The sequence below is a fragment of the Celeribacter neptunius genome (assembly GCF_900113955.1).
GTDB lineage: Bacteria > Pseudomonadota > Alphaproteobacteria > Rhodobacterales > Rhodobacteraceae > Celeribacter > Celeribacter neptunius.
The window spans coordinates 26,942-42,082 of sequence record NZ_FORH01000002.1; the positions used below are offsets into that span (position 1 = coordinate 26,942).

Below are 15,141 nucleotides of genomic sequence, written 5' to 3' on the forward strand. Positions count from 1 at the left end.
TCCCCAGACGACCTTATTCAGCTTCGTCCATGGGGACCGCGTTGAGGAGCGCGTAGCCTTGCTCGCCAAGACGGGCGTACAAATCGAGCTGGGTTTCGAGAAAATCAACATGGCCTTCCTCATCGGCGATCAGCTCTTCGAACAGAGATTTCGACACATGGTCGCCGACAGATTCACAATAGCTGCGCGCCTCGTTGTAGAGCGTCAGCGCATCCTGCTCGCCGGCGAGATCCGCCTCAAGCGTTTCTTTCGGGGTTTCGCCAATCCTGAGCGGATCGAGTTTTTGCAGGTTCGGGTGGCCTTCGAGAAAGATGATCCGGTCGATCAACTTGTCGGCGTGGTTCATCTCTTCGATGCTTTCCTCGCGCGATTTCTTGGCCATTTTCGCCAGGCCCCAATCGGCCTGAAGCCGGAAATGCAGCCAATACTGGGACACTGCAGTGAGTTCCGAGCGGAGTGCTGCGTTCAGGTATTCGATGACCTTTGCGTCGCCTTTCATGGGTTTATCCTCTCTGTCTGCGGGTGTTTTTGCGAAGTTCTTTCAGCCCGCGCAATTCGGCGGGAACTTCAAGGTTAGCATTTTGCCGCATCGTGGAAAGGAAGAGGGCCATACAGCCGCCGCAGTCCGGTTTTTTGCCCAAGGCGTGGTAGACCTTGCCGGGCGTGATGATCGTCTGCGGATCAGAGGCCCGCATCCAGTCGATCGCGGCATGGATGTCGCGATCCGTGATTGCATTGCAGGAACATACGATCATCCGAGCCCCCTTTCGACGGTCGCTTTGACGAAGCTATGGCAGGCCGGAAACCTCCGGCCCGCCGAATGGGTTTATTCGAAGACCGCCTCCGGGTTGTCGAGGCTGTCGGAGCCTTCGACCGCGATCTCGCTCGTGCTGAGCACGGCGACGGCACGTTCGATCTCGCGGGTCTGGGCGACGAGCGCATCGACGGCGGACATGATCAGCTCTTCGCCGGCGGCATTGCCGGTGGCGAGCATCTGGTCATAGGAGAAACCGCTCTCGGCCGCGGCCTTGATCTCGCCCAGCTCGGCCATGGTATGGTCGAGCGCACCACCCAGCTCTTTCGCCAGACCGGCATCCTGCGCCGTCAGAAGATCGGCCAGGCTTTCGCCCGTCACCTGCGTGCCATCGACACGGGTATATTTACCGAAATAGACGTTGTGAATGCCAAGACCGTCGTAGAAATGCGAGTTGTGGGTGTTGTCGGAGAAACAGTCATGCTCTTCCTCCGGGTCGTTCAGCATAACGCCGAGCTTCATCCGCTCGCCGGCCTGTTCGCCATAGGAGAGCGAGCCCATGCCGGTCAGCATGGCGGTGATCCCGGCAGAGGGATCGGCCAACACGGTCGCGCGCGCCTCGCCGCCCTCGGCCCATTGCCCGGCCATGAACTCGAGATCGGAGACCAGAAGATCGGTGGCGGCCTTCAGATATTGCGCGCGACGGTCGCAATTGCCATTGGTACAGGCCTCGCCCGCCGCGTAATCGGTGTAAGGCCGCTCGCCCGCGCCATGATCGGTGCCGTTGAGATCCTGCCCCCAGAGCAGGAATTCGATGGCGTGGTAGCCGGAGGCGACATTGGCCTCGACCTCATCGGCCTCGTGCAGCGTCTCGGCGATCAGATCCGGCGTGATGGTCGAGGCATCGACGGCCTCACCGGAGATCTCGAAAGCGGCATTGGCGATGACATTGAGCCCGCCCAGCGGGTTCTCATCGGTGGCGCCGGTGGTGGCGGGATCGACGTAATCGATCAGTCCCTCGTCCAGGGGCCAGGCGTTCACCTTGCCCTCCCAATCATCGACGATCGGGTTGCCGAAGCGGAAGACTTCCGATTGCTGATAGGGCACACGGGCCTCGATCCAGGCGGCTTTGGCGGCGGCGAGCGTCGCTTCGGAAGGGCTGGCGATCAGCGCGTCGATCGCGGCGCTCAGCTCCTGCCCCTTGATCAGCGCATCGCCATAGACGGCGGCACCGATGTTGGCGTAATTCTCGACCACCTCGGCCTCGCCCGCAATGGCGCCCGCGCCGGTGATGGTGGGAAGGCTCGCGGCGATCACGGCCGTCATCATGCGTTTCATTCTCTCAGTCCCTTCGCTTGCCCCTCTCGCACCTCTGATGGGCGCCCGGGGCCTTCCGATCTCTCGATTGTCATCTGTCATCTCGGGTGGCGCCGCCAAACGGGGCGACGCGTGCCTGAGGCTTAACTGACTTCTTTAGTCGGATATGTCAATCCCGATTATTTTAATAAGGATATTTGATTGCCGATGCCGCGATGGATTTCCGGATATGCGGCGCGCTTGCGAACGGCCTGAAAACCCGTCGAAACCGGTGAAAAGAGGCCTTTGGGGGCATTCACGCATCCGGCGCGGAACAAGGCGAAGCCGCCGCGCCTGCGCCTGCCCGTCCCGGCGGGGAGGCGCATTGCCATCCTCGCGCAACGATCTGATCTTTCCCGGACTTGGCAGGCATAAAGCGCAACGTTCAGTCGTTGCAGCGCCTGCCCACGCCCTCACGTCAGACCGATGACCAATGTCCGCTCCGTCCCGCACTCGCGTTCAATCGAGCGTCTGGCGATAGCGTTTCAGGGCCACGGCCACCACCACCAGCAGGATCACGGCAATCGCTGCCATATCCTGCGTCACCTCGGCCAGACCGCCGCCCTTGAGCATCACCTTGCGCACCAGCCGCAGGAAATGCGTGGCGGGAATGGCGGTGCCAATCGCCTGCGCCCAGCCGGGCATGGCGGCAAAGGGAAACATGAAGCCTGACAGGAGGATGGTCGGCAGAATGGTGAAAAACGACAGTTGCATCGCCTGCATCTGGGTCCGCGCCACGGTAGAAACCAGAAATCCGATCGCCAGATTGACGATGATATAGAGGTTGAACCCCAGAAAAAACGCTAGGAAAGACCCGGAAAACGGCACGCTGAACAGCGCGCGGGCCGCCAGCAGAAATACCGCTGTCTGCACATAGCCCACGAAAACATAGGGCAGGATCTTGCCCAGCATGACCTCCGACGGCGTCACCGGCGTGGCAATCAGGCTCTCCATCGTCCCTTTCTCGCTTTCGCGCACGATGGCCACCGCCGTGATCAACACCATGGTCATCGACAGGATCACCGCCAGCAACCCCGGCACGATGTTGAGCGAGGTTTCCCCCGACGGGTTGAAGGCCCGGTGGATCACCAGATCGAAAGGCGCCGGGCTTTTGGCGGCAAAGGACAGCGGGCCATTGAGGCTCTGCCCGATCGCGGTCTCCACCACGCCACTCATCGCACCGATGGCACCGCCGGCCGCCACCGGGTCGGAGGCATCGACGGTCAGCAGAAGCTCCGGCGTCACGCCCCGGATCAGGTCGGCTTCGAACCCGGGCGGGATGGTCAGGATGACCGAGGCCGTGCCATCTTTCAGCGCCTCGTCGCTCGCCGCTTCCGAGGTCACGATGCCGATGAAATCGAAATAGTCCGAGGTGTCCATCGCCGCCGTCAGGCTGCGCACCACCGGGCTTTCGTCGGCCACTTCGATCAGCGTCGGCAGGTTGTGCGGATCGGTGTCGATGGCATAGCCAAAGAGCAGGAGCTGCATCAAAGGCACGCCGATCATCATGCCGAAGGTCACCCGATCCCGGCGCATCTGGATGAATTCCTTGACCAGAACCGCATAAAACCGCGACCAGGCAAAAATATTGGCGAGACGGCTCATGACACGGGCTCCAGCATGAAATTGTCCTTGGCCCCGGCCATCAGGTAGATGAAGGCCTCTTCGAGCCCGGCCCTCTTCGCCACCCATTCATGGGTGCCCCGGGCGCGTTCGACCTCGGCCAGCGCATCGAGCGCCGCCTTGTCGGTGCCCGAGACATGCAGCTCGGCGCCGAAGCGGATCACCTGACCGGTGCCATCCTCCGCCTCGAGCCGCGCTTCCAGTTCCGAGAGATCCGGCCCGGTGACCACATAGGTCGAGAGCCCGATCTGGCCGGGAATATCGCGCGCCGCGCCGTCGATGAGCTTCTTGCCATAGGCGATATAGGCGATGTGATCGCATTGCACCGCCTCGTCCATGTAATGGGTCGAGACCAGCACCGTGACGCCCCGGGCCGCGAGCTTGCGGATCTCGTCCCAGAAATCCCGCCGGGCCTTCGGGTCGACCCCGGCGGTCGGTTCGTCCAACAGCAACAGATCCGGGGAATGGATCATGCAGGCGGCCAGAGCGAGGCGTTGCTTCCAACCGCCCGAAAGCGTCCCCGCGAGCTGACCGGCGCGGCCTTCGAGCCCGAGATCGCGCACCGCCTCGGCGACCAAGGCCTTGCGGTTCTTCATCCCGAACATGCGGGCGGTGAAATCGAGGTTTTCGGCGATGGTCAGGTCTTCGTAGAGCGAAAACTTCTGGGTCATGTAACCGACGCGTTTCTTGATCTCGCGACTGTCGCGCACGATGTCGAGGCCGAGACATTGGCCCGCGCCGCCATCGGGGGTCAGAAGCCCACACATCATCCGGATCGTCGTGGTCTTGCCGGAGCCGTTGGGGCCGAGAAAGCCATAAATGGCCCCTTTGCCGACCTGCATATCGAAACCGTCGACCACCTTGCGCGTGCCGAAGATCTTGGTCAGCCCCGTGACCGAAATCGCCACTTCCCCAGCCACTTTCTCAGGCACTTGCTCAGCCATGGCTCACTCCCCCGCCGCCCCGGATGCGTCAACCGAGATCGGCTGACCCGGCAGCACCCCATGCGGGTCGATCACTTTGGCCTCGACCCGGTACACAAGCCGCCCGCGTTCCTCACGGGTGTAGAGAATGGGCGGGGTATATTGCGGGTCTGAGGCCAGCCGCGAGATCTGCGCCGTCAGATCCACCGGGCAACCGTCACAAGACAGCGCCACATGATCGCCCGGGGACAGATCGGCCCGTTCGGATTGCGGCACGAAAAACAGCGCGGTCATCTGTCCGGGCGGCAGGATCGAGACCACCGGCGTGCCGGAGGACGCCACCTCACCCGCCTCGAAGAACACTTTCTCGACCTGACCGGACACCGGCGCAAAGATCTGACGGTCTTCGAGATCGGACCGCGCAATATCCACCTGCGCGGCGGCGGCATCGACGGCGGCCTCGGCGGCCAGGCGTTCGGCATCGCGGGCCGGCAGCTCAGCCACTTTCAGCTGTGCTTCCAATTGCTTGACCTGGGCGGCGGCCTCATCGACCGCCGCCTGTTGATCGTCCACGGTGGCCCGCGTGGTCGCTCCGCGGGTCAGAAGCGCCTCGGAGCGCTCGAGCCGGGTCCTGGCGATATCCAGCGCCACCCGCGCCTGATCGAGAGATGCCCGCACCACTTCGGTCTCCGCCGCGCGCGAGCCGGTGGAAAGGTTTTCGAGCTGGGCTTTCGCCTGCGCCAATTGCGCCTCTGCACTGCGCAGCGCGGCGCGGTATTGATCATCCTCGAGCGCGAACAGCAGCGTGCCTTTTTGCACCGCATCCCCCTCGGTCACATCGATCGTCTCGATCCGCCCGGCAGAAGCCGGGGCGGCATAGGTGAACTCCCCCTCGATATAGCCGTCATAATGATAGGGCGGCGGCGGGGTGATGCCGGGATAGATCGCGGCGATGACGCTCACAAGCCAGCTTGGAAGATCAGCCATGGGTCGGCTCCTTTCGCGGATCGGGGTCGGGCTCCAGCCCGGCAAACAACAGGGTCAGATGGGTCTCGAACAGCTCCGGGATGCGCAGATCGCCCGGCCTGTCGCTTTCCGGGTAGATGCCGAAGACATCGGCCAGAAGCACATGCATGAGAAACGGCCCGAGCAGCACCCGCACCGCCATCTGCGGATCAATCGCGCGGATATAGCCGCCCTCGACGCCTTGCCGAAACAGCGCGGTGAGCGCCGGTTCCACCCGGCCGATCACCCGGTCACGATAGATCTGCGCCAATTTCGGATGCGAGGGCGCTTCGCGGATCACCAGTTTCGGGATGGCCAGAATGCGTGGATCCGAGACCCGGGCCAGAAACAGCGGCATCAACTGCCGCAACAACACCCGTGGATCGCCGCGATAGTGTCGGATCCGCTCGGTCACCTCACCGACAAGCGTGCCCACGGCGCGGTCGACCAGCGCTTCGATCACGGCGTCTTTCGACGGAAAATACAGATAGACCGCGCCTTTCGAGACCCCGGCCCGACGGGCGATCTCCTCGACCTTGGTGCGGTCAAATCCCTTCTCGACAAAGAGATCGAGCGCGGCATCGAGCAGCTCATCGGGGCGCGCTTCCTTGCGGCGGCGGAACTTCGGCGCGGCCTCACCACCCTCGTCTGCGGCCTCGTTCCCAGTCCTGTTCCCGACCCCATCCTCGGCGGGTTTTTCCTCTGACATCTGCGCCTCCTGTGTGAGTCGCGGCAATAACTAACTGACCAGTCATTTATTTAAATTCCCGGCAAAAGTAAAGCCCCGCCCCGGAAAACCGCGCCAGAAGAGACATAAAGTTTCGCAAAATCACATGGATAGAACCGAGAGTTGCGCGGCACCCTCCTCACATGCGACGGTTGATATACATCAACGCCCGGCCCGAGTTTCCCCGCGATGGTGTGCCCAGCTCAGATCCGTTCAGCGACCGTTCACAAGACCTGCAAAGGGCTTACGCCAATGACCTCCGACACAAAATCCGGCAGCAAACGCGCCGACTTCACCCCTCTGGTAGATCAGACCAAGAGCTCCGGCACCGGCCCGATCCGCAGCCAGATCCCGTCTTATGTCACATTGACCCCGCCCTGTGCCGCGGCCTGCCCGGCGGGCGAGAATATCCGCGAATGGCTGGCGGCGGCCACCGCCGGCAACTATCGCGAAGCCTGGGAGATCCTGACGGCGCAGAACCCGATGCCGGCGGTGCATGGGCGTGTGTGCTATCATCCCTGCGAGGGCGGCTGTAACCGTGGTGAGGTCGACGCCCCGGTGTCGATCCACGCGGTCGAGCGGTTTTTGGGCGATATGGCCAATGAACAGGGCTGGCAATTCAAAGCGGTCCATCCGCCCACAGGCAAAAAAGTGCTGATCGTCGGCGCCGGTCCTTCGGGGCTCTCGGCCGCCTATCACCTCGCCCGTCTGGGTCATGAGGTGGAAATTCGTGAGGCCGGGCCGGTGGCGGGCGGCATGATGCATTTCGGCATTCCCGCCTACCGCATGCCGCGCGAGGAGCTGGCACAGGATGTGGCGCGGATCGAGGCCTTGGGCGTCAAGATCACGCTGAACCACAAGGTCACCGATCTGATGGCCGAGAAACAGGACGGCGGTTTCGACGCGGTCTATCTCGCCATTGGTGCGGGCGCCGGCAAACATGTCGACATCCCGGCTAAGGAAGCGCCGAAAATCCTCGACGCGGTCAATCTCCTGTCTGACACGTCGAAAGGCGATGCGCCGCTTCTCGGCCGTCGCGTCGTGGTCTACGGCGGCGGCAACACCGCAATGGACGCGGCGCGCACAGCCAAACGGCTCGGCGCCACCGAGACGCTGATTGTTTACCGCCGCGACCGCGAGCACATGCCGGCGCATGAGTTCGAGGCCGACGAGGCCATGGCCGAGGGCGTCAAGATCAAATGGCTCACCACGATCAAGGAGATCGATGGCGATGAGCTCAAGGTCGAGCGGATGGAGATCGGCGCCGATGGCCGCGCCAAGCCGACCGGCGAGTTTGAGACGCTGACGGCGGATGCCGTGGTGCTGGCGCTGGGACAGGAAACCGATTCCACATTCCTCAAAGGTGTGCCCGGTCTCGAGTTCTCGTGGAATGGCACGGTCGAGGTCGGTGAGAACCGCATGACCGGTTGCGCGGGCGTGTTTGCCGGCGGCGACATGGTGCCCGATCAGCAGTCTGTGACCATCGCCACCGGCCACGGCAAACTGGCGGCGCGCCATATCGATGCCTGGCTCTCCGGCACGACCTATGCGGAGAACGAGCCCCCTGCCCTTGTCACCGCCGACATGCTGCACCTGCCGGTCTACTCCGATGTCGATCCGAAAGAACAAGCGGCGCTGGCGACGCATCAGCGCGAGAGCTTCGACGAGGTACTGAGCGGGTTGACCGAGAAGGAAGCCCGCTACGAGGCGGCGCGCTGCTATTCCTGCGGCTCCTGTTACGAATGCGACAATTGCTATGCCGCCTGCCCCGAGGAGGCGATCGTCAAACTCGGCACCGGCAAGGGCTACGAGATCGACGCATCAAAATGCACCGGCTGTCAGTCCTGTTTCGATCAATGTCCCTGCCATGCGCTTGAAATGATCCCGGACGGAACCGTTTCGGAGGAGGCCTCCCATGCTTGATACCGCCAAACATCACAACACCGGGGATCGCAACACAGCGGTGCAAGCGACGATGGACGGCAATGCCGCCGTGGCCCATGTCGCCTACCGGGTCAATGAGGTCTGCTCGATCTACCCGATCACGCCGTCGTCGCCGATGGCGGAACTGGCCGATGACTGGACCGCGCAAGGGGTGAAAAACATCTGGGGCGACATGCCGGTCATTCAGGAGATGCAATCCGAAGGCGGCGCCGCGGGCACGGTGCACGGCGCCTTGCAGGCGGGCGCGCTGACCACGACCTTTACCGCCTCGCAGGGCCTGATGCTGATGCTGCCCAATATGTTCAAGATCGCGGGCGAGCTGACACCCACGGTGTTTCATGTTGCGGCGCGCTCTCTGGCGACCCACGCTCTGTCGATCTTTGGCGATCATGCCGATGTGATGGCGGCGCGCACCACCGGCTTTGCCATGCTCGCCTCGGCCTCGGTGCAGGAAGCCCATGACATGGCGCTGATCGCTCAGGCCGCGACGCTCAAATCCCGCATTCCCTTCCTGCATTTCTTCGACGGCTTCCGCACCTCCCACGAGGTCAACACGCTCTCTCTGATCCCGGACAGCCAGATCCGGGCGATGATCGATGACGATCTGGTCCGCGCGCATCGCAAACGCGCGCTCTCACCCGAGAACCCGTTCATCCGGGGCACGGCGCAGAACCCGGATGTGTTCTTCCAAGGCCGCGAGGCGGCGAACCCGTTCTATGCCGCCGTGCCCGAGATTGTCGCGGAAGAGATGGTCAAGCTTGGCGCCATGACCGGGCGGTTCTATCAGCCCTTCGACTACATCGGTGCGCCCGATGCCACCCGTGTGGTGATCGCCATGGGCTCCGGCACCGATGTCATCGCCGCGACGGTCAAGGATCTGGTCGCAAAGGGACAGAAAATCGGCCTCATCTCCGTGCGGCTCTACCGGCCGTTCTCCGCCAGGCACCTGTTCGCGGTTTTGCCCGAAACGGTCGAGAAGATAGCCGTGCTGGATCGGTCCAAGGAACCCGGCACAACGGGTGAGCCCTTGTATCTCGATGTCGTTTCGGCGCTGGCCGAGGCGGTGGCCACCGGCACGCGGGCGACGATGCCGCGCGTCATCGGCGGGCGTTACGGGCTCAGTTCCAAGGATTTCACCCCGGCGCAGGCCAAGGCGGTGTTCGACAATCTGACCAAGGACAAGCCAAAGGTGAATTTCACCGTCGGTATCCATGACGATGTGTCTTTCACCTCGCTCGAGGTAGACACGCGCTATGACATCGAGAGCGACAAGGTGGTACGCGCCCTGTTCTACGGGCTCGGCGCCGATGGCACGGTGGGGGCGAACAAGAACTCGGTGAAAATCATCGCCGCCGAACCGGATCACTATGCCCAGGGCTATTTCGTCTATGACAGCCATAAATCCGGCGCTGTGACCGAAAGTCATCTGCGCTTTGGTCCCGAACCGATCGCCGCGCCTTACCTGATCAGCTCCGCCAATTTCGTCGCCTGTCACCAGTTCCATTTCCTGATGAAAATGGATGTGCTGAAACTGGCCGCCCATGGCGCAACCTTCCTGCTCAATTCCCCCTATGGCCATGAGGCAACATGGGATCGGCTGCCACAGACGGTGCAACAGGCGATCATCGACAAGGGGCTCAGGTTCTTTGTCATCGACGCCTCGCAGGCCGCCCGCGAGGTCGGTCTCGGGGCCCGCACCAACACGATCCTGCAGACCTGTTTCTTTGCGCTGTCGGGCGTGCTTCCACGCGACGAGGCGATTGCAAAGATCAAACATGCGATCGAGAAGACCTACACGAAGAAAGGCCGCGACGTCGTTGAAAAGAACTTCGCCGCGGTCGATGGCGCTCTGGCCGGTCTGCATGAGATTGCCGTGCCCTCTGAGGCGACGAGCGGCATTCTGCGCCCGAGCCTCGTCCCCGACGACGCGCCGACATTCGTGCGCGACGTGACCGCCAAGATGATGGAGGGCATCGGCGACGATATCCCGGTCTCGGCCCTGCCGGTCGACGGCACCTTCCCCTCCGGCACCGCCGCCTGGGAAAAGCGCAACGTCGCCGAAGATGTGCCGGTGTGGATCGCCGAGGACTGTATCCAATGCGGTCAATGTTCCTTCGTCTGTCCGCATTCGGTCATTCGCGCCAAGTATTTCGACGAAGCGCTTCTCGAGGGCGCGCCCGAGGGCTTCAAATCCGCGCCGGTCAACGCGCGGGGCTATCCGGATGCGGAGTTTGCGCTCGAATTCTATCTCGAGGATTGCACCGGCTGCGGATTGTGCGTCGAGGCCTGCCCCGCAGTGTCCGAGGACGACCCGACCCGCAAGGCCATCAACCTGCATCAAAAGCTCGACCTGCCGCAGCGGGAACGCGAGAATATCGCGTTTTTCGAGAGCCTGCCGGTCAATGACCGCTCGCGCGTCGATTTCGCCAATGTGCGCGGCGTGCAATTTTTGGAACCGCTGTTCGAATTCCCCGGCGCCTGTGCCGGCTGTGGCGAGACACCCTATGTCAAACTGTTGTCGCAGCTGTTCGGTGACCGGCTGATGGTCGCCAATGCCACCGGATGTTCGTCGATCTATGGCGGCAACCTGCCGGTGACGCCCTGGACCAAGAATGCCGAGGGCCGCGGCCCGGCCTGGGCCAATTCGCTCTTTGAGGACAATGCCGAGTTTGGGCTTGGCTTCCGCCTCGCCGCCGACAAACAGACGGCTCTGGCACAGTCCCTGGTGAAGAAACTCGCGCCCGAGCTGGGCGAAGATCTGGTCGAGGCCATCCTCACCGCGCCGCAGATCCGCGAAAGCGAGATCCGCACCCAGCGCGAGCGGGTCGGTGCGCTCAAGACCAAGCTTTTGGCCCTGCCCCGATCCGAGGATGTCGAACACCTGCTCTCACTTTCGGATCACCTCGTCAAACGGGCGATCTGGCTGTTGGGCGGCGATGGCTGGGCCTATGACATCGGTTATGGCGGCTTGGACCACGTGCTGGCCTCTGGCCGCAATGTCAACGTGCTGGTGATGGACACGGAGGTCTATTCCAACACCGGTGGTCAGGCCTCGAAAGCCACGCCTTTGGGCGCGATCGCCAAATTCGCCGCCGCCGGCAAGCGCACCAACCGCAAGGACATGGCGCTTCAGGCCATCGCCTATGGCAATGTCTATGTGGCGCAGGTGGCGCTTGGCGCCAATCCGCAACAGACCCTGCAGGCCTTCCGCGAGGCCGAGGCCTGGGACGGCCCGTCGATCATTCTGGCGTATTCGCATTGTATCGCCCATGGCATCGACATGTCCAAGGGTCTGAACCAACAGCAGAAAGCGGTGAAATCCGGCTATTGGCCGCTGTTGCGCTTCGATCCGGCGCGCCATGGCACGGGGCGCGCGCCCTTCATGCTCGACAGCCCGCGGCCGACAATCCCGTTCAAGGATTACGCCTATGGCGAGCTGCGCTATCGCCAGCTCACCCAGACCCGGCCCGAAGAGGCCGCCGAGCTTCTGGAACTGGCGCAATCGGGCATTCTCGACAAATACCGCACCTATGAGGAATTTGCCGAGATGGAGAAAGGCCCGGACCCGAGCCGGGTGATGGGCACGGGGTCGTTTGCGACCTGATCCCCGGTACGCTCTCCCACCCCAAAAAGACATGAAAACGCGCGAGGCTTTCCCCCCGCGCGTTTCTTTGCACCTTCCCTGATGCGGTATCTTTCAGCGGATCAGCTGGCTTTCAGCATGCCATGCGGGTCGAGCACGAATTTCTTCGCGGCGCCGTGATCGAACTCCTCATAGCCGCGCACCGCGTCCTCGAGCGAGATCACCTGGGCGTTGACGATTTTCGCGATCGGCAGCCGGTCGTGCAGGATCGCCTGCATCAGCTGACGGTTGTATTTCAGCACCGGGGTCTGACCGGTGTGGAAGCTCTGGGCCTTGGCCCAGCCCTGACCGAAACGCAGCGACAGCGAGCCAACCTTGGCGGCCTCGTCGACCGCGCCCGGATCTTCGGTCACGTAGAGACCCGGAATGCCGATATTGCCGGCGACGCGGGTGATGTCCATCATCTGGTTGAGCACGATGGCCGGCTGTTCGCCGCCCGAGTGACCGCGCGCTTCAAAGCCCACGGCGTCGATCGCAGCATCCACCTCGGGGCTGCCGGTGATCTCGGCGATCATCTCGCCCAGACGGTCGCTTTTCGACAGATCGATCGGCACGAAGCCCATATTGGCCGCGTGCTGCAGGCGTTCCTTGTTGAAATCGCCGATCATCACCACGGCGGCACCGAGGATCTGGGCGGAGGCGGCGGCAGCGAGCCCCACCGGACCCGCGCCCGCGACATAGACCGTGGAGCCGACGCCGACACCGGCTTTCACCGCGCCGTGGAACCCCGTCGGCAGAATGTCGGAGAGCATGGTCAGATCGGTGATCTTGTCGAGCGCCTGATCGCGATCCGGGAACTTCAGCAGGTTGAAATCGGCATAGGGCACCATCACGTAGCGCGCCTGACCGCCGACCCAGCCGCCCATATCGACATAGCCATAGGCCCCGCCGGCGCGATCCGGGTTCACGGTGAGACAGACACCGGTGTCCTGTTCCTTGCAGCAACGGCAACGGCCGCAGGCGACATTGAACGGCACGGAGACGATATCGCCAACGTTGAGCATTTCGACATCGCTGCCGACCTCGATCACCTCACCGGTGATCTCATGGCCGAGCACCAGACCCGCAGGCGCGGTGGTGCGACCGCGCACCATGTGCTGGTCCGAGCCACAGATATTGGTCGAGACAACCTTCAGGATCACACCGTGTTCGAGCTTGCGCCCGTCCGGCGCGGCCATGGTTGGGTCCGCGATCTCCTGAACCTCGACCTTGCCGGGTTCGATATAGACGACACCTCTGTTGGAACTCATTTGTCTTCCTCCCTGATGTTTGCGCCCCAGTCACGGGCCGCTCTTATGCGCAACGCATTGGACAAGGATGGGTCGTGAAACGACCGGGCGGCGAGGAGGCCTGCGTCAAATGACCGGAAGGACTGCGTCACCCTGTCGCAGTCGGCAAGATGCCGCCACCCCCCTGGTGAGAGGGCTTTTTCCATATCCGCGGCAAAAATATTGACCGATGCCCCTCGATCGGGCCGAATGGAGCAACGCACGACCTAAACCCAGGAAAGATCCAACGCACAAAACAAACAAGACAGGGAGACATCACATGACTGCTTCTACGGAAACGCACCATTGGCTCGGAGTGAGCTACAAAACCATTTTGAGCCCGGAGACCTCCGGCGGCGCCATGTCCATCGTCGACAGCACGTCGCCGCCGGACAGCGGCCCACCCCGCCATGTCCACCATAGCGAAGACGAGGTCTTCGTGATCCTGTCCGGGGCCTGCAAATTCTGGATCGAAGGCACAGAGACGATCCTCGAACCCGAAGGTACGATTTTCATCCCGCGCGGCAAGGAACACACGTTCAAAGCGATTGGCACAGCCCCCTGTCGCCATTTGATCATCCTCACCCCCGGCGGGTTCGAAGGCTTCTTTGCCGCCATGGCAAAAGGCCAGTACCGCATTCCCGAGGACATGCCGGCCATTCTCGAGGAAGCTCAGAAGTTCAACATGACCTTCACCGGTCCTCCTCTGGACTGACAGCCCTGCCCTTGTGCGAGACGGCCCTCTCGGGCGGCCGCATCGCGCAAGGGGCCTTCGCCCCACCACATGCAAACGCAGTCACCACACGGATTCGTGACTCCCCTCTCGGAAAGACTTCCGTTTTGATGACAATCGCTTAGGGTGGGACCCAGGCCGCGCTGCGCCCCGTCCAGATTGTCTTAAAAGGAACCCGCCATGTTGACCCGTCGTCATTTCATTCAAAGCTCTACCGCGCTCGTTGCGACGACGGCGCTCGGTCTCTCGGGCGCGCGCCCGGCATTGGCGGCGACACAGGCCGACTGGGCCGCCTGGGATGCCCAGGTGACGCCATCGGGCTTCGACATAGGCACCACCAATCCCTGGGGGCTGCATGCACGCTTCCTGCCGCGCCGGGTCAAGACCACCAAGCCGGGGCTCATTCCCGGCGACATCCATGTCGATGCCGTGGCGCGCTATCTCTATCTCGTCGAAGAGGGCGGTACGGCGATGCGCTACGGCGTGGCGATCGGGCGCGACGGGCTCTACACGCCCGGCACCTACACGATCAAGCGCAAGGCGAAATGGCCGACCTGGACCCCAACACCGGCAATGATCAAACGCGAGCCCGAGACCTATGCGCAATATGCCGATGGCATGGAGCCGGGACCGCGCAACGCCCTCGGCTCGCGGGCGCTCTATCTCTATGTCGGCAATCGCGACACCTATCTGCGCATCCATGGCACGCCCTACCCGCGTTCGATCGGCACGCGGGCGAGCTCCGGCTGCGTGCGCATGGTGATGGCGCATGTGATCGATCTCTATGAGCGGGTCAGCCTGGGCGCGACGGCACATCTCTACCCGGCCACGGATGTCTATCGCCCCTATGATCCCTATTTGGCACAGAGCTGAGTCAACGATCAAGGCAGGCCGAGAGGGGCAGAAAGAGCCCATGGCGGACGTTGGGAACATCGCGCAACCGCCCGGAACAGCAACGCAGTTGCCCGGGCGTGCGCCGGACCGTTCCGGCGGTCAGGCGCATTTGTCATCCCCGTGCAACGGATTGATCTTTATCGGATTTGGCTGAGATAAAGCGCGGACCACCGAGAGCAGATGCGCCAGCCCACGGTCCGGCGCACGCCCTCATGTCGGTCAAATCGCCAATGTCCGCTCCGTCCGCAAAGCCGTCATTAAGGCCGCAACG

General features: G+C 62.8%; 12 protein-coding genes. 4 read left to right on the top strand and 8 right to left on the bottom strand.

Annotated features, from left to right (window positions below; genetic code table 11):
- Positions 1-13: 13 nt before the first annotated feature.
- From bfr to BM151_RS06325, 7 genes are all read right to left on the bottom strand, one after another.
- Positions 14-499 carry a bacterioferritin gene (gene bfr, locus BM151_RS06295; RefSeq protein WP_090059273.1) on the bottom strand — a complete coding sequence of 162 codons (486 nt, stop codon included), beginning with the start codon at positions 497-499 and terminating at the stop codon, positions 14-16.
- A gap of 4 nt (positions 500-503) precedes the next feature.
- The gene (locus BM151_RS06300; RefSeq protein ID WP_090059274.1) at positions 504-755 is read right to left on the bottom strand and encodes a (2Fe-2S)-binding protein; all 252 of its coding nucleotides are present in this window, start codon (positions 753-755) and stop codon (positions 504-506) included.
- A gap of 71 nt (positions 756-826) precedes the next feature.
- Entirely contained in the window at positions 827-2,092 is a 1,266-nt protein-coding gene (locus BM151_RS06305; protein WP_090059276.1) for an imelysin family protein, read from the bottom strand.
- Positions 2,093-2,569: 477 nt separating this feature from the next.
- Entirely contained in the window at positions 2,570-3,715 is a 1,146-nt protein-coding gene (locus BM151_RS06310; RefSeq protein ID WP_090059277.1) for an ABC transporter permease, read from the bottom strand.
- Positions 3,712-4,677 carry an ABC transporter ATP-binding protein gene (locus tag BM151_RS06315; protein ID WP_090059279.1) on the bottom strand — a complete coding sequence of 322 codons (966 nt, stop codon included), beginning with the start codon at positions 4,675-4,677 and terminating at the stop codon, positions 3,712-3,714. Before BM151_RS06315 ends, BM151_RS06310 begins: the two co-directional genes overlap by 4 nt.
- 3 nt (positions 4,678-4,680) lie before the next feature.
- Positions 4,681-5,643 (bottom strand): HlyD family secretion protein, encoded by a 963-nt coding sequence (locus tag BM151_RS06320; RefSeq protein WP_090059280.1) that lies wholly within the window; start codon positions 5,641-5,643, stop codon positions 4,681-4,683.
- The gene (locus BM151_RS06325; protein WP_090059282.1) at positions 5,636-6,370 is read right to left on the bottom strand and encodes a TetR/AcrR family transcriptional regulator; all 735 of its coding nucleotides are present in this window, start codon (positions 6,368-6,370) and stop codon (positions 5,636-5,638) included. The genes BM151_RS06320 and BM151_RS06325 overlap by 8 nt, the downstream gene beginning before the upstream one ends.
- 270 nt (positions 6,371-6,640) lie before the next feature.
- Here BM151_RS06325 and BM151_RS06330 point away from each other — a divergent pair, with 270 nt between their 5' ends.
- Together BM151_RS06330 and nifJ are read left to right on the top strand one after the other, a co-directional pair.
- Positions 6,641-8,311 carry an NAD(P)-binding protein gene (locus BM151_RS06330; protein ID WP_090059284.1) on the top strand — a complete coding sequence of 557 codons (1,671 nt, stop codon included), beginning with the start codon at positions 6,641-6,643 and terminating at the stop codon, positions 8,309-8,311.
- Positions 8,304-11,936, top strand: coding sequence for a pyruvate:ferredoxin (flavodoxin) oxidoreductase (gene nifJ / locus BM151_RS06335; protein WP_090059286.1), 3,633 nt, complete (start codon positions 8,304-8,306; stop codon positions 11,934-11,936). The genes BM151_RS06330 and nifJ overlap by 8 nt, the downstream gene beginning before the upstream one ends.
- 101 nt (positions 11,937-12,037) lie before the next feature.
- Here nifJ and fdhA read toward each other — a convergent pair whose 3' ends face one another.
- Positions 12,038-13,225 carry a formaldehyde dehydrogenase, glutathione-independent gene (fdhA, locus tag BM151_RS06340; protein ID WP_090059288.1) on the bottom strand — a complete coding sequence of 396 codons (1,188 nt, stop codon included), beginning with the start codon at positions 13,223-13,225 and terminating at the stop codon, positions 12,038-12,040.
- Between the two features lie 298 nt (positions 13,226-13,523).
- Here fdhA and BM151_RS06345 point away from each other — a divergent pair, with 298 nt between their 5' ends.
- Together BM151_RS06345 and BM151_RS06350 are read left to right on the top strand one after the other, a co-directional pair.
- Positions 13,524-13,958 carry a cupin domain-containing protein gene (locus BM151_RS06345; protein WP_090059289.1) on the top strand — a complete coding sequence of 145 codons (435 nt, stop codon included), beginning with the start codon at positions 13,524-13,526 and terminating at the stop codon, positions 13,956-13,958.
- Between the two features lie 198 nt (positions 13,959-14,156).
- The gene (locus tag BM151_RS06350) at positions 14,157-14,849 is read left to right on the top strand and encodes a L,D-transpeptidase (RefSeq protein ID WP_090059291.1); all 693 of its coding nucleotides are present in this window, start codon (positions 14,157-14,159) and stop codon (positions 14,847-14,849) included.
- The last annotated feature ends 292 nt before the right edge of the window (positions 14,850-15,141 follow it).

Coding starts and splice junctions, on each gene's coding strand:
- bfr (WP_090059273.1), bottom strand. CDS start 499: ATGAAAGGCGACGCAAAGGTCATCGAATACCTGAACGCAGCACTCCGC.
- BM151_RS06300 (WP_090059274.1), bottom strand. CDS start 755: ATGATCGTATGTTCCTGCAATGCAATCACGGATCGCGACATCCATGCC.
- BM151_RS06305 (WP_090059276.1), bottom strand. CDS start 2,092: ATGAAACGCATGATGACGGCCGTGATCGCCGCGAGCCTTCCCACCATC.
- BM151_RS06310 (WP_090059277.1), bottom strand. CDS start 3,715: ATGAGCCGTCTCGCCAATATTTTTGCCTGGTCGCGGTTTTATGCGGTT.
- BM151_RS06315 (WP_090059279.1), bottom strand. CDS start 4,677: ATGGCTGAGCAAGTGCCTGAGAAAGTGGCTGGGGAAGTGGCGATTTCG.
- BM151_RS06320 (WP_090059280.1), bottom strand. CDS start 5,643: ATGGCTGATCTTCCAAGCTGGCTTGTGAGCGTCATCGCCGCGATCTAT.
- BM151_RS06325 (WP_090059282.1), bottom strand. CDS start 6,370: ATGTCAGAGGAAAAACCCGCCGAGGATGGGGTCGGGAACAGGACTGGG.
- BM151_RS06330 (WP_090059284.1), top strand. CDS start 6,641: ATGACCTCCGACACAAAATCCGGCAGCAAACGCGCCGACTTCACCCCT.
- nifJ (WP_090059286.1), top strand. CDS start 8,304: ATGCTTGATACCGCCAAACATCACAACACCGGGGATCGCAACACAGCG.
- fdhA (WP_090059288.1), bottom strand. CDS start 13,225: ATGAGTTCCAACAGAGGTGTCGTCTATATCGAACCCGGCAAGGTCGAG.
- BM151_RS06345 (WP_090059289.1), top strand. CDS start 13,524: ATGACTGCTTCTACGGAAACGCACCATTGGCTCGGAGTGAGCTACAAA.
- BM151_RS06350 (WP_090059291.1), top strand. CDS start 14,157: ATGTTGACCCGTCGTCATTTCATTCAAAGCTCTACCGCGCTCGTTGCG.